Source organism: Gardnerella piotii, from assembly GCF_003397585.1.
In the GTDB taxonomy this organism is placed as follows: Bacteria; Actinomycetota; Actinomycetes; order Actinomycetales; family Bifidobacteriaceae; genus Bifidobacterium; species Bifidobacterium piotii.
On sequence record NZ_QJUV01000001.1, the window covers coordinates 598,912 to 617,852 of the forward strand.

General features: G+C 40.4%; 16 protein-coding genes and 1 other RNA gene. 13 read left to right on the forward strand and 4 right to left on the reverse strand.

From position 1 onward, the window contains the following. Positions 1–44: 44 nt before the first annotated feature. A complete protein-coding gene (locus D0T20_RS02800) occupies positions 45–806 on the forward strand; it encodes a permease (RefSeq protein WP_240320592.1) in 762 nt (253 codons plus the stop codon). A gap of 384 nt (positions 807–1,190) precedes the next feature. Here the strand turns inward: D0T20_RS02800 and D0T20_RS02810 are convergent, their stop codons facing one another. From D0T20_RS02810 to D0T20_RS02820, 3 genes are read right to left on the reverse strand one after another with little or no spacing between them, the layout of a single operon-like run. Next, the gene (locus tag D0T20_RS02810; RefSeq protein ID WP_162862671.1) at positions 1,191–1,955 is read right to left on the reverse strand and encodes an ABC transporter permease; all 765 of its coding nucleotides are present in this window, start codon (positions 1,953–1,955) and stop codon (positions 1,191–1,193) included. A gap of 59 nt (positions 1,956–2,014) precedes the next feature. Continuing rightward, positions 2,015–2,740 (reverse strand): ABC transporter permease, encoded by a 726-nt coding sequence (locus D0T20_RS02815; RefSeq protein ID WP_116438328.1) that lies wholly within the window; start codon positions 2,738–2,740, stop codon positions 2,015–2,017. Further along, on the reverse strand, positions 2,737–3,501 hold the full coding sequence (locus D0T20_RS02820) for an ABC transporter ATP-binding protein (RefSeq protein ID WP_116438329.1): 765 nt from the start codon (positions 3,499–3,501) through the stop codon (positions 2,737–2,739). The genes D0T20_RS02815 and D0T20_RS02820 overlap by 4 nt, the downstream gene beginning before the upstream one ends. A gap of 139 nt (positions 3,502–3,640) precedes the next feature. Between D0T20_RS02820 and D0T20_RS02825 the strand changes: the two genes are divergently transcribed. The 11 genes from D0T20_RS02825 to D0T20_RS02875 all read left to right on the forward strand — a co-directional run bounded on the left by D0T20_RS02825 (position 3,641) and on the right by D0T20_RS02875 (position 17,585). Beyond that, a complete protein-coding gene (locus D0T20_RS02825) occupies positions 3,641–4,342 on the forward strand; it encodes a response regulator transcription factor (protein ID WP_162862672.1) in 702 nt (233 codons plus the stop codon). A gap of 6 nt (positions 4,343–4,348) precedes the next feature. Next, positions 4,349–5,755 (forward strand): sensor histidine kinase, encoded by a 1,407-nt coding sequence (locus tag D0T20_RS02830; RefSeq protein ID WP_116438331.1) that lies wholly within the window; start codon positions 4,349–4,351, stop codon positions 5,753–5,755. 265 nt (positions 5,756–6,020) lie between these two features. After that, positions 6,021–7,235, forward strand: a complete 1,215-nt coding sequence (locus D0T20_RS02835) for an argininosuccinate synthase (RefSeq protein ID WP_116438332.1) — start codon at positions 6,021–6,023, stop codon at positions 7,233–7,235. Between the two features lie 36 nt (positions 7,236–7,271). Beyond that, entirely contained in the window at positions 7,272–8,789 is a 1,518-nt protein-coding gene (gene argH / locus D0T20_RS02840; RefSeq protein ID WP_116438333.1) for an argininosuccinate lyase, read from the forward strand. A gap of 65 nt (positions 8,790–8,854) precedes the next feature. Next, entirely contained in the window at positions 8,855–10,174 is a 1,320-nt protein-coding gene (tyrS, locus tag D0T20_RS02845) for a tyrosine--tRNA ligase (RefSeq protein WP_116438334.1), read from the forward strand. Positions 10,175–10,255: 81 nt separating this feature from the next. Then, complete coding sequence (locus D0T20_RS02850; protein ID WP_162862673.1) at positions 10,256–11,797, forward strand: tetratricopeptide repeat protein; 1,542 nt, start codon at positions 10,256–10,258, stop codon at positions 11,795–11,797. A 99-nt stretch (positions 11,798–11,896) separates the two neighbouring features. Next, a complete protein-coding gene (locus D0T20_RS02855; RefSeq protein WP_116438336.1) occupies positions 11,897–12,997 on the forward strand; it encodes an HAD-IIA family hydrolase in 1,101 nt (366 codons plus the stop codon). A 114-nt stretch (positions 12,998–13,111) separates the two neighbouring features. Next, positions 13,112–13,894, forward strand: a complete 783-nt coding sequence (locus D0T20_RS02860) for a TlyA family RNA methyltransferase (RefSeq protein WP_116438337.1) — start codon at positions 13,112–13,114, stop codon at positions 13,892–13,894. 105 nt (positions 13,895–13,999) lie between these two features. Continuing rightward, on the forward strand, positions 14,000–15,052 hold the full coding sequence (locus tag D0T20_RS02865) for an NAD kinase (protein WP_116438338.1): 1,053 nt from the start codon (positions 14,000–14,002) through the stop codon (positions 15,050–15,052). Between the two features lie 9 nt (positions 15,053–15,061). Beyond that, on the forward strand, positions 15,062–16,846 hold the full coding sequence (gene recN, locus D0T20_RS02870) for a DNA repair protein RecN (protein WP_116438339.1): 1,785 nt from the start codon (positions 15,062–15,064) through the stop codon (positions 16,844–16,846). A gap of 106 nt (positions 16,847–16,952) precedes the next feature. Beyond that, on the forward strand, positions 16,953–17,585 hold the full coding sequence (locus D0T20_RS02875) for an HAD family hydrolase (RefSeq protein ID WP_116438340.1): 633 nt from the start codon (positions 16,953–16,955) through the stop codon (positions 17,583–17,585). A gap of 50 nt (positions 17,586–17,635) precedes the next feature. Here the strand turns inward: D0T20_RS02875 and rnpB are convergent. Beyond that, positions 17,636–18,007: RNase P RNA component class A (gene rnpB, locus D0T20_RS02880), an RNA gene on the reverse strand. Between the two features lie 156 nt (positions 18,008–18,163). On the opposite strand from rnpB, the gene hpf reads away from it, so the two are divergent. Next, positions 18,164–18,838, forward strand: a complete 675-nt coding sequence (gene hpf, locus D0T20_RS02885) for a ribosome hibernation-promoting factor, HPF/YfiA family (RefSeq protein ID WP_016635580.1) — start codon at positions 18,164–18,166, stop codon at positions 18,836–18,838. Positions 18,839–18,941 lie beyond the last annotated feature (103 nt).

Sequence of the window (18,941 nt, forward strand, 5' to 3'; positions counted from 1 at the left end):
AGCGCTTGTAGTGTAGTGGCTTTGTAAACGCTAATGTTATACTTATGGTGGTTGTGGGTTCTCCTGCAGCCACCATTTTTATAAATAATTGCAATAAATTAATCACAATTATTAGAATCGAGGCGACGCGGCCTATGTGTTTTAAAAATCGTAATTCGCAAAATGATTCTAAAGTTAAAACTTGTAAAGAGTGCATAGACGATTGTAAAGAGTGCATAGATAAAAAAACTTTAGACAGTATTAGTTGTTGGATAGTATCCTTTTATTTGCTTTTAGCTGCTATACCAGTATCAGCGGTATTTATATTTTATAAAACCGATACTTTTATTGGTTGTTTATCTATTCTTCTCTTTATGCTAGCTGCCTATATTACTATTATTTGCTTTTATGCATATTCAGAAAAAGTTGAATGTAAAGAAATTTATGATGATTTAAAACCTAATAACTTATATATGTTGATTCTAACGACACTTGTGGGTTTATTGAGTATTATATCTACTTGTATTAAGTCAGATGATTATATTAAAATCAATGCACTTGTTATTCTGCTAGTTACTTGTTGTATTGGTGTTAAAGTGAAATCTTACAATAATAAATATGCTTTAACTAAGATTGATATAGACTATATGCCTACAGCAAATAAGTATTCTAAGATTAGAAAATATGTAAAAGAGAGCGAACTTCTTGTTAAAAAGAAGTCTTATTTAAAGTATTATAAGGAAATGGAAACGAATTATCTTATGATGTCAGCGCTCTGTACATTCCTAACATCTGTATTAGGCATTAGTTCTATTAGTTTATTATAGAATGTAGCAAGTTGTTCGTGCTAAGTATAGCTATGTAGTTCTTTGATTCCAGTGTATGCATAACATGTTGCTATGCATACACGGGAACACTGTTTTATTGGCTTCAATTCTGTTTATTTAGTCTTTACTGTTATTATCTGTGCTATTCTTATCCATTCGTCGCTAGAACCTTGTTGAGAGATTAGAGCTTTGAGTGTGTTGCTTTCGGTTTTGTTTGCTACTAGGGGCATTCAAAACCGAAAGCTTTTTGTTTTTGTTCTATTTGTTTCCATACTGCGTTTTGAACGTTTTACGCGTTTTTGCGTATAGCCAAAACCTTATACGCGATTTTGCAAGTCATATCTGCATTTGTTATTTCGCTGCATTGTTATTTAATATCCCTTGTTATCTCATTTCTTTTTTACCAAATTGTGTTATTGCAATCAAAAATACAAACACAGATATTGCAATTGCACATGGCAAAAATGGTATAAGATTAAATCCGTTTCCTAATCCTGTTGATGTAACTGCATGTAGAGAGCGGGAAACCATATATCCGCTGTAACAATAAGGATAAACTATCCAAAGTGGAGTATTTGCTATTAATACTCCAGGAATCACAAGAAGTATATTTAATCCAACGGATAACATTGACTTTTCAAAAAGCACAGTAATCGCCCACATGACTATTACGCTTGGAATCATAGTCAAAAATAGATCTAAACACCATTTTAGTAGATACATAATTGGTAGCGTTTCTGTAACTCCCGTGCTACTGGTTGCAAACAATCCTGCTATAACGAATACGGCAAAAAATACAACCATTTCCATAAGCAAATAAAATAGCAGTACGCAAAATTTTGCAGCAGAAATCGCATATCTGCTAACAGGCAGAGCCAACATTTTTAATATGCCGTTATTGCTTGTTTCTCGTCCTGCAATCATCACGCAAACAACAATCATACTAAGCGGAAGCAGATAATATGAGTAGACTAATGCGCTTTGAATAAACATAGCAGTCCATGCGTGTGTATATTCTGGAGTGAAGTAGCTATGAAGGCTTGCTACACCAGATCCAACCACAAGTAATGGCGCAATAAAAATCAAAGGAATAATTTTACTACGCTTTACTTTCTTAAATTCGATTCTAAGAAGTTCAAAAAATCTCATTTTCATAATCTCCTTATTCATAGTTATATAGTGCAAGTTTTTACTTATAGTGCGTGTTTTTATTCATAGTGCAGGTTCTTAGCCGCCCACAATCCAGAACATAAAAACAGAAGTGTTTCAACTATGGATACGATTACGACCGTAGTATTAGGTTGCGCGCTCATGGCAACTGCTGGTTTTAGCATAACTATAAAAGGTGATGCCATAAAAAGCACAATGTCTGAAGAAGCCAATGCCATGCCGCTTAAAAATCCTGCTACACCAATTCCAAGCGTTACCCACATGTTTTCAAATCGCGATGATACAAAAATCATAAAGGACAATACAGGCATTGACGTAATAAATGAATATGCGGCAAAAGATATAAGAGTACTTACATTAAACGTGCCTTGTGGCAAATCTGTTACACCGATTTTTGCAAGTGCTAAATTTTGTATGCAAATAGCGATTAGTAACAGAACGGTCAGCAGCATAAATTTGCATAGGTACATAGTTGGAACACTCATAGGAAGCATATGCATCTTTTTTACTGCATTTCCCTTAAATTCCATGTTGTAGATAATGCATGCTGCGACTATTATGCCGAACATGTTTAACACCATAATCATGCCGTAAAGCTGTGTAAGAAGAATATCCATAGGAGCTAAAGGCAGGTTTAATAATGTATTTTTTCGTACAATAAAATTCACAAAAGCGTACGCTGCTCCCATAACGCCAATAGCAATCATAAGAGCTATAAAGCCAGTTCTCTTGCATTTTTTTAGTTCGATTACAAGCGTTTTCATAGTCTTGAACTCTGCTTCCTGATCTTATTGTCTTCATCAATCATGGATAGGAACATATCTTCCAAATTGTCGGAAGCAAAACCAGATTGTAATGCATGCTGTCGTAGTTCATCTAAACTACCTTCAAATAACAAGTGTCCGTGATTAAGTATTCCAATATCATCTGCAATAAGCTCAATTTCGGATAGCATATGAGAAGAAATAAGAATCGTGCAATCGTAAAGATCTGGCAGCGACTTAATCAGATTTCGGATTTCGTGTATGCCAGATGGATCGAGTCCATTTGTTGGCTCATCTAAAATCAAAATAGGTGGTCTACCAAGCAATGCTCCAGCAAGACCAAGCCTTTGCTTCATGCCAAGCGAATATTTTTTTGCAAGACGGTCTGCAAACTCAGAAAGACCTACTAATTCTAATGCGTCATCAACTGCACTCTTAGGTAGTTCTAAAATGCGACGTATAATGTCAAGATTTTCTCTACCTGTTAGATTTGCATAGAAAGATGGTGATTCAATAAACGAGCCTATTTCTTTCAAAATAGGTATGCGGTCGGCTGGAAACTGCTTTCCGTCGATTGTAAATACGCCTTTTGTTGGAGCTGTAAGTCCTAGGAGCATTTTCATTGTTGTAGATTTTCCAGCTCCATTCGGTCCAAGAAAGCCGTAAATGCTACCTTTGCGAATATGAAGTGAAACATCATTAACAGCAATAAATGATTTATATTTTTTTGTTAAATGTTCTGTTGTAACAATATTGTTCATGGCAATATCTCCTTTCGGGATTTATGATATTGCGTCAACCTTTCTACAACATTCTCTTCACCTTACATCTACCTTACATTTTTATGCGAGGTCAAAAAATGAATATTCACATGGCATAATATATGTTAGGGGGTTCTCCATGAATCGGAATGATTATTTATTGAACAAGCATCTGCTACTTGTTGATGATGAGCAGGAACTTCTAGATATGGTTGTATCCATATTAAACGAATACGGTTTTTATAATATAACGACTGCAAAAAGCGTGAAAGATGCCGTAGAAGCAACACAAACATTACGTCCAGAATTAGCAATCCTTGATGTTATGCTCCCCGACGGTAATGGGTTTGAGTTAATGGAGAAGATAAAACAATATAGTGATTGTCCTATTTTATTCCTTACGGCTTGCGGTGAAGATGAAGATAAGTTTAAGGGATTTGACTTAGGCGCAGACGATTATATTGTAAAGCCGTTTCTTCCAAAAGAGCTAACTTTTCGCATTATGGCAATTTTAAGACGAAGCTACAAGAGCGAAAATCCCATTGTTAAACTGAAAAATAGTCAGATTGATTTTTCTTCTGCCCAAGTAATAAAAAATAACGAACATATTCCGCTTACAGCCAAAGAACACGATTTGCTTTCTGCTTTATATAGAAATGCGGGACGTATCGTAACAATTGACGCGTTATGTGAAGCTGCATGGGGTGATAATCCTTTTGGATATGAAAATTCTTTAATGGCACATATACGTCGTATCAGAGAAAAAATAGAACTCAATCCATCGCAGCCTGTTTCATTGGTAACAGTAAAAGGCTTAGGATACAAGCTGATTGTGGAGTAAAGCAGAATGAAAAGCATACCAAAACTAATACAACGTTTTATAAGTATTTTTCTACTAAGCTCTGTGCTAATAGTATTAATGAATATTATTGCGTTTGTTGTACTTATAGGGAATTACGCACCCGATAAAGAGATGTCTCCCTATAACATAGCAAAAGAGACAGGCGAAGCATTACAATTATCCGCAAGTGGGGATTATGTATTATCAAAAAATATGTCTTCCAAATTGACAAATTCTGGCGCATGGGCAATTCTGATTGATAATAATACGTTAAGAGTAGTATGGAAAACAAAGGACGTTCCTGCAACTATTCCAAACGATTATACTTTGTCTGATGTAGCTAATTTGAGCGTTGGCTACATTGATGGTTATCCAACTTACACTGGCAAAAATAAGAATGGAGTTGTTGTAGTAGGATTTCCGCATAACAGCTTTTGGAAACATACGCGACCAAGTTGGAACTACAGTTTAATCTCAAATTTTCCGCAGATTGTTTTAAGCGTATTCTTCATCAACATTTTGCTTATTCTTGGAATTTATTTAATAGCTAATATAAAACTACTAAAATCAATTAATCCGATTACAAAAGGGATACAACGTTTATCTAGTGGAGAAAGCGTGCATATTCCAGAAACAGGAGCACTTTCAGAAATTTCATCTAACATAAATTCTGCTTCCGATATTTTGCAAATACAAAAAGAACAATTGAGAAAAAGAGAGACTGCAAGAGCAAATTGGATAGCTGGGGTTTCGCATGATATTCGTACGCCGTTATCTATGGTGATGGGATATGCGGGACAGTTAGAAAATTCTCTACATATTTCGCAAGAAGATCGTAAAAAAGCGACGATGATTATTAAGCAAAGTGCAAGAATGAAGAATTTGATTAATGACCTTAATTTGGCTTCAAAACTTGAATACAATATGCAACCAATTATGAAAAAAGAAGAAAATGTTGTTGCTGTTGTTAGGCAAGTTGTTGTGGATTTTATGAATATGGGTATGCAAGATGAGTTTTCGATTAAATGGGAAACGGACGCAGAATTGACTGTTTGCAATATTAATGTAGACAAAGATTTATTAAAACGAGCAATATCTAATCTTATTCAGAACAGCATATCTCATAATGAAAATGGGTGTACGATTTATGTATCCGTTGCTGCAAATAATAATAATTGTATTATTTGTGTTGAAGATAACGGTATAGGTGTTTCAGATGAAAAAATCGAAAAGCTTAATCATGCACCGCACTATATGATTTGCGATACAAGTACTGCAGAGCAACGGCATGGTTTGGGTTTGCTGATTGTTCAGCAGATTATTGGCGCTCATAATGGAACAGTTGATATAAGTAGAAGCAAATACGGTGGGTTTAAGGTTGAGTTAACATTGCCTAGTAAAAAATGTTTCTAACACATTTGCAATGATGCTTATAAAATTGTGCTTATAAAATTGTGCTTATAAAATTATGCCTTAAAAATGATGCCTAATAATCATATCCGTTAACTGTATAAGTATTATCTTTGTTTTGGCTTTTGATTAAATACTTCTAAGCGCAAATCTTCAAAAATGGCGCATTTCTGCGCGTGTTGAGAATGTATCTAGACTTGTATAATATACTATGTATTGTTTATTTATTCAATATTATTTATTCAATATATGACCGTGGGAGGTTGCTATGACTAATAAGAAGCGTATTGTATTGGCGTATTCGGGTGGCCTCGATACATCTGTAGCAATTCCGTACCTTAAAGAGCAAACAGGCCAAGACGTTGTAGCTGTTTCGCTAAACGTTGGTCAAGGCGGAGAAGCGCTCGAAGTGATTAAAAACCGCGCTTTAGCTTGCGGTGCTGTTGAATCGTATGTAGTTGATGCTCGCGAAGAATTTGCGGATAACTATTGCATGCTTGCGCTAAAGGCAAACGCAATGTACGAGGACGTGTATCCTTTGGTCTCTGCGCTTTCTAGGCCGCTTATTACTCGTCACTTGGTTCATGCAGCGCACGAATTTGACGCAGATACAATCGCACACGGTTGCACTGGCAAAGGAAATGATCAAGTTCGTTTTGAAGTTGCGATTCAGTCTTTGGACCCAGAATTAAAGGCAATTAGCCCAATTCGTGATTTGTCGCTTACTAGAGATGTGGAAATCGCTTTTGCAAACGACCATAATCTTCCGATTACTCAAAGCAAGAAAAGCCCGTATTCCATAGACCAAAACGTTTGGGGAAGGGCAATTGAAACAGGCTTTTTGGAAGATCCGTGGAACGCTCCAACTGAAGAATGCTACTCTTACACAAAGAATCCTTTGGAAGCTACAACTCCAGACGAAGTTACAATCACGTTTGAAAAAGGCGTGCCAGTTGCAATTGACGGCCACAGCGTAACTGCGCTTCAAGCAATCGAAGAGATGAACAAGAGGGCAGGTGCTCAAGGAATCGGCAGAATCGACATTATTGAAGATCGTTTAGTTGGCATTAAGTCTCGCGAATTGTACGAAGTTCCAGGCGCGCAAGCTTTGATTACGGCTCATCAAGAGCTTGAGAATTGCTGCTTGGAGCGCGAACAGCATAGGCTTAAGCGTGATCTCGATAAAAAGTGGGCGGAATTTGTGTACGACGGCCAGTGGTTCTCGCCAGTTGTGCGTTCTTTGAACGCGTTTATAAACGAAACGCAAGAGCATGTTTCTGGCGATATTCGCATGACTTTGTATGCAGGAAAGGCTGTTGTAACAGGCAGAAAGTCGAATGAGTCTTTGTACGACTTTAACTTAGCTACTTACGATTCTTCCGATACCTTCGACCAGCACGCTTCCAACGGATTTATTGAAATCTACGGATTGTCTAGCAAGGTTGCAGCGGCTCGAGATATGCGCGTTGCAAAGAACGACTAAGAACAACTAAAAGAGGAAAGCGAAAGAAGAATAACTATGCACGATGCGAATGACGATGCAAACGCCGATGCAAATTCCAACACAAACCATCCAATAGCCTTGTGGGGCGGCCGTTTTAGCTCGGGGCCTTCTGCAGAGCTCGCAAAGCTTAGCAAGTCAACGCAATTTGATTGGCGGTTAGCGGATGATGATATTGCAGGCTCTCGTGCACACGCACACGCATTGCATCGTGCAAGTTTATTAACAAATCAAGAATACACAGATCTTTGCAAAGCGCTAGACGAGTTGCAAAAACGCGTAGATAATGGCACTTTTGCGCCGATTGAAGAAGATGAGGACGAAGCAACAGCATTAGAGCGCGGTCTGCTTGAGATTGCAGGAAGCGAACTAGGTGGAAAACTTAGGGCTGGCCGCTCTAGAAACGACCAAATCGCAGCTTTAATACGCATGTTTTTACGTGAGTCAGCGCGCGAGTTAGCTGCACTCGTACTAGATGTTTGCAATGCTTTAGTCGCTCAATCTTTAGAAGCAAAAGATGCTGTAATGCCTGGGCGAACTCACATGCAGCACGCTCAGCCTATTTTGCTTGCACACCAGCTAATGGCTCATGTTTGGCCGCTTTTGCGAGACGTAAATCGCCTTGCGGACTGGGATTTGCGCGCAAACGAAAGTCCATACGGAGCAGGGGCATTGGCTGGCAACACTCTTGGACTAGACCCCGAAGAAGTTGCTAAAGAGCTTGGTTTTTCTGCTGTTTGTGCAAACTCGATTGATGCTACAGCAAGCCGCGATGTTGTTGCGGAATTTGCGTTTATTGCATCTATGATTGGCGTTGATATTTCTCGCTTAAGCGAAGAGATTATTATATGGAATACTCAAGAGTTTGCGTTCGTAACTTTAGACGATGCTTATTCGACTGGCTCTTCGATTATGCCTCAAAAGAAGAATCCAGATATTGCGGAGCTTGCTAGAGGAAAAGCAGGGCGATTAATCGGAGATTTAACTGGATTAATGGCCACTCTTAAAGGTCTTCCAACCGCTTATGCGCGCGATTTGCAAGAAGATAAAGAGGCGGTTTTTGACCAAATCGACACTCTAGAAGTTTTGCTTCCAGCGTTTGCAGGAATGGTTAGAACAATGCGATTTAATACGCCTCGCTTGCTTGAGCAGTCTGCAACTGGTTTCGCTCTTGCTACAGACATTGCAGAATGGCTTGTAAAACAAGGCGTTCCTTTCCGCAATGCGCATACGTTATCGGGATTATGCGTAAAACGTGCCGAAAGTATTAAATGCGATTTAAGCGATTTGAGTAACGACGATTATGCAACGATTTTAGACGGCGTTATTGATGCAAATAAAATACCAGATCTTAGACTTGTTCTTTCTAGCTATGGCTCTGTTTCTTCTAGATGCGGCAAAGGTGGAACAGCTTTTGTGCGCGTAAAAGAGCAAATTAATCAAGCTCAGCTTGCGATTAGCGAGTATAAGAAATTCGCTGAATCTGTAAGCGACGGAACAGCTTATAAGAGTGTCTCCATGTGCTGCCAAAATTGAAAGGCTTGTAGCGCGCAAATGCGCCCGATACTTTCGGTAATTTTTGCAATAATAAGGAGATATAAATGGCTCAGGTGAGGAATTACAAAGAAGCTGGATTTGCTTCTTTGTTTGAAGAGCTAAAGTGGCGTGGATTGATTTCTCAATCTACTGACGAAAATCAACTTGCTCAAGCACTTGACGGAGAACCATTAACTTATTATTGCGGCTACGATCCTACTGCTGCATCGCTTCATATTGGCAATCTTGTTCAGCTTATTAACATGCGTCATTTGCAAGCTGCAGGCCATCATCCTATTGCTTTGGTTGGCGGTGCTACGGGCTTGATTGGAGACCCTCGCCAAAGCGGAGAGCGCACGCTTAATTCTAAAGATATTGTTGCTGGATGGGCGGAGCGTTTGCGCAAGCAAATCGGCCGTATTTTGCCTCTTGATGGAGAAAATCCTGTTCGTTTTGTAAGCAACTACGACTGGGTTTCTAAAATGTCTGCTATCGACTTTTTGCGCGATGTTGGCAAGAACTTTAGAGTTGGCACAATGCTTTCTAAAGATATTGTTGCTCGCCGCTTAAACTCCGACGAAGGCATTTCTTTCGCTGAGTTTAGCTACCAAGTTTTGCAAGGAAACGACTTTTTGTACTTGTTTGATAATTACAACGTTACTTTGCAACTTGGCGGATCTGATCAGTGGGGTAATTTGACTTCTGGCATGGATTTGATTCGTAAGGTTCGCGGAGCTTCTGTAAACGTGTTTACAAGCCCAATTATTACGGATAATCAAGGTCGTAAGTTTGGAAAATCTGAGGGTAACGCAATGTGGCTTGATCCTACAATGCTTAGCCCTTATCGCTTCTATCAATTCTGGTTTAATCAGCCAGATGATGAAGTTGTTAAGCTTCTTAAGGCTTTTACGTTCTTGCCTAAGAGCGAGATTGAGCGTTTGGAAAAGCAGATTCAAGAAGATCCAGGAAGTCGTGAAGCTCAGCGTGTGCTTGCTTGGGAAGTTACAAGCTTTGTTCACGGAGAAGACGTTACGAATCAGGCGATTGCTGCTTCTGGAGCGCTTTTTGGTAAGGGTGATTTATACGCTATTGACGAGCAAACTCTTGAAGCTGCTTTGGATGGTGTTAAAGTTAAAGCACAAGATGGCACTTTGGAATTTGCTAAAGCGCATGTTGCAGATCGTGTTGTTGAAGCCGCTGTTGCTGCTGGATTGTTCCGCACTATTTCCGAGGCTCGTAGAGCTATTGAAGCTGGAGGATTGTACGTTAACAATAATCGCGTAGAAAGCGTTGATGACGTTTTGAGCGATAGCTCATTCTTACACGGTCGTTTTGCTTTGATTCGTAGAGGCAAGAAGGCTATTGGTGCAGTTGAGCACGCGTAGTTTTTAAGTGCGCTTGATTTGTTTTTAGCATTAGATTTTAGTATAATTTTGTATTTTTAGACTTTGAAAGGTATGCCAATAATGGGCGAAGAACGCGGATCGCGTAGTGGTAAGTCGTTTGGTAATCGTGGCCATTTTAGCCGTCAAAATGGCGGTAAGAACGGGGAACATCGCGGAGGATTCCACAAAGGTGGGTTCCATAAAGGTGAGGAAAATCACGGCGGTTTCCACAAGGATGGTTTCCACAAGAGTGGCTTTAAGAAGAACGGTTTTAAGAAGAACGCGGATCGCAAGTTTAATGGCGATAGTGAGCGCAGGTTTGATCGCGATAATCGCAAGTTTGACAGAAAAGATAATCGCGAAGATAGGTATAATCGCGAAGATAAGCGCAATCGCGATAATCGATACAATCATAGCGATTACAATAAGCGCACGAATCGTGGTTTTGAGTCTGATTCAAAAGAATCGGGAAATCCAAGATACAAGAAGTTTGATCGCGATAATCGCACAGAACGTGGCGAGCGCAGGTTTGATCGCGATGGTGAGCGCAGGTTTAACCGCGATAATAATGACAATCGCGGCGGATTCCACAAGAGTGGATTTAAGAAGAACGATTCTAGAAAGCGCGATTCGAAGTCGTCTTTCCGCTTTGAGAATGGCCCTCGTAGAAACTCGGATGGAACTGTTTCTTACCCATCTCAAAATCCGTATACAGATAGGCGTCCGGGCGAGCCAAAAATGCCTAAGGGCCTAGAGTATTCAATGCTTTCTAAGGAGTCTCGTGAGCGTCTGCGTGGTCTTTCTAAGGAGCATTCCGAAAACATTGGCTTGCATATTCTCGCAGCTTATGCTTTGCAAGACGAAGATCCAGAGCTTGCTTTAGAACACGCAAAGTGGGCTGCAAAGCAGGCATCTCGCATTGATTTTTCGCGCGAAACGCTAGGATTTATTGCATACCGCCAAGGCGATTATAAGCTTGCTGCGCGCGAGTTTAGAACGGCTATGCGAATGAATGGTTACACGGATTATCTTCCATTTATTGCAGATTGCGAGCGCGGTATGGGCAACCTCGATAAAGCGCTGGAAATTTGCATGTCGGACGAAGCTAAAAGCGTTAGTGGCGAAGTTAAGGCAGAAATGTTCCTTGTGTATGCAGGCGTTTTGGCGGATACAAACCATGCAGATAAGGCGATTGAGCTTGTTCACGCAATGGGCAGGTCTAAGGGCTTGCCTGGCGAGTATAGAATGCGCGCTGTGCAAGCGGAGCAGTACTTCCTTGAGGAGGCTGGGCGAAGCGATGAAGCGATTGAGCTTGATTCTTTGCTTGACCGCTTAGAAGAGCAGTATGCAGATATTGAAGACGAAGAAAATCCAGAAGATGTTGTGATTGACTACGATTTGGAACATCTTAATGATGCGATTATGGACGAAGTTGGCATTAGTGAAGATGATGCGCAATTTGCTCCAGATGATGATTTGGATGACTCGGATGATTCGGACGATTATTCAGACGATTCGGACGATGATTCAGACGATGATTCAGACGATTCGGATGAAGATTCGCAAGTCGCAGATAATACTGAAACTGTAGAGATGAATGCAGTTAAGCCTAAAGAGGAATAGTACAAGTCACATTCTCTAAGCCCAGCTTCTGTATTGTAAAAGTATAGTAAGCTGGGCATTTTCTACTTTGGTATTTTTAAAATTATGTGGGGATATTCTATGCAACTTGATGAACGAGCGAATTTTTCAAATAGTAAATCTGCGTTAAGCAAGGATTTTCGCTTAGCTTTGCTTGACTTAGATGGCGTAGTGTATAGAGGCGGAAAATCCGTTGAATACGCTGCTGAATCAATTGAAAATGCTCAAAAAAATGGCATGTTTATTGAATACACAACTAATAATTCTTCTCGTTTTCAAGAAGTTGTAGCAAGTCAGCTAGAAAGTTTTGGCTTAAAAGTAGAGCCGTGGCAAATCATAACGTCTTCGCTTGTAGCTGCTCGAATGGTTGCTAGATATGTTCCAAGCGGTTCAAACGTTTTAGTTCTAGGCGCAGATCACCTTGTGCAAGAGGTTCGTAGCGCTGGTCTTAATCCAGTAAAGTCTTGTAAAGACAATCCGCAGGCTGTAATTCAAGGCTGGTATCCGCAAATGACTTGGCAAGAAATGGCACAAGTCGCTTTTGCTGTAGAGAGCGGAGCTAAGTATTTTGTTACTAATCGCGATTTAACAATTCCGCGTGAGTTTGGCATAGCTCCTGGATGCGGTTCCATGATTCAAGCTGTAGTAAATGCCACTGGAGTAGAGCCTATTGCGTCTGCAGGAAAGCCAGAGTGTGCAATGTATGACGAAGCGCGATTGTTGGTTGCTGCAAACGCAAAGCACAATGATGAAGACGTTAAAGAATATTCGCAAAAAGACGAATTTGAAAATCCTGTAATAAGTATTGAGCGCTCGCTTGCTGTGGGAGACAGATTAGACACAGACATTGAAGCAGGTACCAGAGGAGGGTATGAGTCTCTTCTAGTGCTTACGGGCGTTACAAATCCGCGCATGTTGCTTGAAGCTTCAAAACACTTGCGACCAAGCTTTGTTTCTAAAGATTTAAGGGGACTAAACGAGGTGCATGTTGCTCCAAAGCGCGTTGACGATTCTACGTTTACGTGCGGAACTTCTAGAGCGCAGGTTGCTAGCAACAACACTATTGAAGTAAACAATCCTAATGATTGCAACGCTTTGCGAGCTGCTTGTGCGCTTGCTTGGAGCTTAATGGATAGCGGAAAATCGCTTGAAGATTACATTCTTCCAGAGTTTTCTTTGTGATGTAATGCGTTGTGTGATTTGTGATTTGTGCATTCGTGGATTGTGATTTGTTGCTTACAGTTTGCGATTTACGGCATACGATTTTGCGACTTTAGACTTTAAGCGAGGTTTTTAATGCTAGACGAAGATGATTTAGCTCAGCGCTTAGACTGTGCGCTTGTAAATCGCAGTTTAGTAAAAAGTAGAACTACATCTCAACGCTTAATCAAGTCTGGAGTAGTAAAAGTAGATAATCGTATTGTTAAAAAATCGTCATTTTTAGTGAAAAAATCGCAAAAAATAAGCCTTGACGAATCAAAAGAAGAAAATTCTTGCATTAAATACGTTTCTAGAGGAGCGCTAAAACTCGAAGGCGCATTCCGCTTATTTGATAATTTGGGCTTAAAAGTTGATTCAAGTACTAAAGCATTAGATATTGGCGCTTCCACTGGCGGTTTTTGCGATTATTTGCTGCAAAATGGCGTCAATAGCGTTATAGCTTTAGACGTTGGGCATGGTCAATTGCACCCAAAAATCGCAAGCAATCCGCGCGTTATTGAAATGAGTGGCGTAAATATTAGAAATGTTTACGCTCAAGATTTGCCATACAAGCCGAATCTTATAGTCTCCGACGTCTCTTTTATATCTCTTAGCTTTGTTATTCCAGTAATTGCACGTATTGCGCAAAATAACGCGAATATTGTTCTTCTTGTAAAACCGCAATTTGAAGTTGGCAAGGGAAATCTTGGCAAGCGCGGAATTGTAACAGATAAAAATCTAAGACTTAAAGCCTTAGAAAATATTAAAGAATGCGCTAAAAACAATTGTTTAAGCGTTATTGCAACTCATGAATCTCCTATAGAGGGAACTCACGGGAACGTTGAGTATCTTCTTTACGCGCAATATCGCAATATGTAGTGCAACAATTACAATAACTATTAATGTTTGTAAAGCTGCGATTAGGCTACGATTAATCTGTAAATAAGCTACGATTAATCTACAAATAGCTACAAAGGGGGTGCTATGCAAGAACGTTTAGAAGGTGATTCTGCTTCTCGCAATGCTCTTGTGGTTACGCATGCGCGTCTTGATGGCAACAGTGCTGTTGTAAATCAAGTTACTACTCAGCTTAAAAACGCTGGTTTTAATGTTAGCGTGTTTCATAGTGCTGCAGTGTCGGATTTTGCGCAAAAAATCGCTCAAGGAGTAGATAAAAATACGGAAATTGTTGTTGTGCTAGGTGGGGATGGCACAATGCTTCAGGCTGCAGAATTGGTGCATTGCACTCCTGTTCCAATAATTGGAATAAACCTTGGGCATGTTGGTTTTTTGGCGGAATTTGAGAGCTTCCAGATAGATGAAGCTGTGCGAAGAATTGCGCAAAAAGACTATTTCTTAGAGCATAGAATGGAAGCGCATGTAGACGTTTGGCTTCCTGGAGCCAGCGAGCCTTTAAGTGATTGGGCGCTTAACGATATTACTTTAGATAGGGCAGATCGCGGGCGAATGGTGGAGCTTTCGATTCGCGTTGACAATGTTGAAATGTCGTCTTTTGGATGCGATGGCGTGATTGTTTCTACGCCTACTGGTTCTACTGCGTACGCGTTTTCGGCAGGCGGCCCGATTATGTGGCCAAACGTTGAGGCTTTGCAACTGGTTCCTTTGGCTGCGCACGCACTATTTTCTAGGCCGCTAATAATTGGAGCAGGATCTACTTTTACGATTGATATTTTGCAAGAATCATCTTCTGGTGGGTGGATTTGCTGCGATGGAAGGCGTCAAAGAGCTTTGCCGCAAGGTTCTAGGATTCAAATTAGGCAATCTAAAGATGAGTTGCTTTTAGCGCGACTTTCTGGAGTTCCGTTTACACAAAGATTAGTCACAAAGTTTGATTTGCCAGTTGTTGGATGGCGTGAAAATCGCCGAAAAGTGGACGCTAGACCTAAGATTTATGAAGCAAATCTTCATAATGAAACCGATAGAAATTATGAAGATGGTGTAGGCGTAAAAAATGCGGATGGTAACGCGGATTGTAACGCGGATTATCCAATCGTCCCTAATAATCTAAACCTATAGGGGGTATTTGTGCTTGAAGAACTTGAGATTCGTAATTTAGGCCCAATTTCTAATGCCATTATTACTCCTTCTAAAGGAATGACTGCAATAACTGGCGAAACGGGTGCTGGAAAGTCCATGCTTTTAAGCGCTATAAAGCTTATATCTGGAGGAAAAGCAGATTTGGCAAAAGTATCATCTTTTGCAAATGAGTCGTGGGCTCAAGGCGTGTTTTCTGTGTCAAAATCTAGCGATGTTGCGCAAATATTGCAAGAATCTGGGATTAATGCCGAAGAATGTGAAGATGACGATTCTAAAGAAGACGTTTACGTATCTAGGTCTGTTCCAAAAAATGGTAGATCAAGAGCTGTAATCTCTGGTTATTCTGTTCCAAAATCATTGCTAGAAAGTGTTTGCTCGCACACAATAACAATTCATGGTCAAAGCGATCAGCTTCGCATAGCAACCGCCGCAAAACAGCGTGAATTCTTGGATTCAATCTCGTGCAATTCTAAAGAACTACAAGACTATGAATCAGCGTTTAATAAGTGGCAAAATGCTGTTGAAGCCTATAATCGACTTATAAATCAGCAATCGTCTTCTAGGCAGCGCGCAGACTACTTGCGCGAATCGTTAGAAAAAATTCGCCAAGTTGATCCAAAACCAAATGAGGATGAAAATCTTAAAGCTAAAAGAGATCGCATAGAAAACGCTGCTCAAATCGTTGGAGCTATTAGCGAAGCAATCTCTTCGTTGGACGCAAGTCAAATTGACTATGGCGCAATAGATTCAGTTGACGCATTGCATTTGGTAGACAATGCTGCTAGGGCAATTCGTTCGATTCGAGTTGACGGAGATTATAGCGCTATTGCAAATCAACTTGACGATATTTCTTCCCAAATTTCCGACATTGTTATGCAACTTGCGCAGCAGTTAGATGTTGACGAGAGTCAGGAAGATTTAGACGCTATTAACAATCGTATTCACGATTTAAGCGATTTAACGCGCAGATGGGGTCCGCAAATCGCAGATGTTTTAGAGTGGGCTAAAAAAGCGCAATTTGAGCTTGAAGATTTGGATGATTCGCCAGAAGCTATTTCGCGCGCTAAAGACTTGTGCGAAAAGACTTATAAAGACGCTGAAAACCTTGCCGAAGTTCTTTATAACACGCGCAAAGTTGTTGCAGAAAAGTTTAGCGACGAGGTTAGCAAAGAGCTTGAATCACTATCTATGCCAGATGCGCAACTTTTGATTAATGTTTCTAAGAGCGCTAAAAACAAGGACGGAAAATTTGATTTAAACGTGCACGGCTTAGATAGTGTTGAGTTTCTTTTTAAGCCTTTCCCTGCATCTAACTATTTGCCAATGGGCAGTAGTGCTTCTGGCGGTGAGCTCAGTAGGCTTATGCTTGCAATGGAGCTTGTTGCTGCAAAGTTTAACCACAGCAATAATCAATCAATGACGTTTATCTTCGACGAAGTTGACGCTGGCGTTGGCGGAGTGGCAGCCGTAGAGTTAGGCAAGCGCTTGGCTTTGCTTGCTAAAAGTTCACAAGTGATTGTTGTAACGCATTTGGCTCAAGTAGCAGCTTTTGCAAACGTTCAATTTGTTGTTAGAAAAAAGATTAAAAGCGCGGCGGATTCTGAAGCTGATCCTAGTGCGGATTCTGGCGAGAATTCTAGCTTTGCAGATACAACTGTTAGCAAATTAGATGAAATTAGTCGCCAAAGCGAAATCGCAAGAATGCTTTCGGGAAGCCAATCGCAAGCATCTTTGGATCATGCAAAAGAATTGCTTGAAAATAGTAAAGTTTAATGAAGAATCTTAAGCTAATTAAAAGTAATTTTATAAACAGGATTAAAACAGATTTTTCTAAAACAGAATAATAGGGTTAATATCAAAGATAATCAGGATTAATAATATGAGCGAAAATGCATTAGTTGATAATTCAAATTGTGCTGCGATTTTTGATTTTGACGGAACTTTGCTTGACTCGTTAGACGTTTGGGACAAGATAGACGAAGAGAGTTTTGCTAAACGCGGTATTAAAGTGCCGCTCGATTTTGCCGATTCCACTGCCACAATGACTCCTCGCCAAGTTGCGGATTACGTTATTGAGCGTTTTGGTTTTACGGATTCTCCCGAAGATTTAATGAAAGAGTGGCAAGACATGGCTTTTAACGCATACTCAAAGCATTTGCCACTTAGAAAAGGCGCTAAAAATTACGTTGATTATTTGCATAAAACGGGTGCGAAATTAGTTCTTATAACTACTCTTTCTAAGTCTTTATGCGTTGCTGCATTAAAGCGTACGGACTTGTATGATTACTTTGATTTGATGATTTTTGGAGAAGATTTAGAAAGTAATGCAAAAAATAGTCCTAAAACTTACGTTGACTTAGCAAAGCAAATTGGCGTAAAACCAGGCGATTGCACTGTTTTTGAGGATTCTGATTCAGCACTAAAGTCAGCTTGTTTAGCTGGAATGAAAACTTGTGGGGTAGCGGATTTAATAAATGGCGACTTTGATTTTGCGCCAAAGAGTCTTAAGTAAAAGTCTTAAGTAAAAGCCAAAGTAAAAGTCTTAAATAAAATCCAAAAGTTGAGGTGAGGTTTCACATACCCCGGGTTTTGTCGCGTGCAAAATGCACACGGATGACCATCCATCTCGATTTGACGTTACCGCCAAACTCTAGCAGTCTACCCGAAGACTTAGGCGAGCAGCCCTTAAACACCTTCTGCTTGACCTTGCTCCCAATGAGGCTTGCCATGCGGCTAACTGTTACCAGAAGCCCGGTGGTCTCTTGCACCGCCGTTTCACCCTTACCTAAACAAAAGTTTAGGCGGTCTATTCTCTGTTGCGCTATCTCTCAGGTTGCCCTGGGCGGACGTTATCCGCCATTGTGCTCTACGGAGCCCGGAAGTTCCTCAGCTACTCCGAATGAACATTGCAGCCGCGGTCATCGTGAAACCTCAACCTTCCCAATTATAGCAGACGTTTTAATTTTGCGCATATTTTACGACTCGCTAGAAAATGGCGGCTTTTAGCGGATATAATGGATGTATCAGCGGCGCTGGTGCCGTTGACGTGTACACAAACCGATTTATATCGGATTACTTAAGGAGGTTCGCATGGAAATCGTCATCACTGGACGTCATACGCAAATTAAGCAAAGATTCCGTGACGTTGTAGAAAGCAAGATGAATCGTGTGACCGCCATTGCTCCAGATGCTCAGCGCATTCAGATTGTGCTTAACACTGAGGGCAATCCAAGGCAGGCAGATACTGCAAAAAGAGTTGAAATTACTGTAGTTGCAGGAAGTACGGTTATTCGCGCAGAGGCGTCTAGCACAGATCAATACAGTGCATTAGATATGGCGTTAGATAAGTTGACGCTTCGCTTGCGTAGAACTAGAGATCGCCGCAAGGATCATCGTCGTGGCTACGAGCAGATGGTTCCAGTTGACTTGGGTGTTGTAGAGCCAGAAGTTGAAACAACTGTTGAAGAAGTTGTTCAAGAAGATGGAACAAATAGCGCAGATGCTGCGGTTGCTTCCGACTTAGGTCCTGGCGAATCTGTAGAGGTGAGTGTTGGAGATACTCCTATTGTGATTCGTCGTAAGCTCCACATTGCCGAGCCAATGAGCATTGATGAAGCATTGTACGAGATGGAACTTATTGGTCATGATTTCTTCCTGTTTGTGAATAAAGAAACCATGCGTCCATCGGTTGTATACCGTAGGCATGGATGGAGTTATGGTGTGTTTGAGATTGATACTCCAGAAAATGTTGCTAAAAAGAAGTAACAAAACAGTAAAGAAATAATAAAAGAATAAAAGCAAATAAAGGTAAATAGAATAACTAATATGAGTTCAATGCCCGTCTAGTAATAAGCTAGGCGGGCATTTT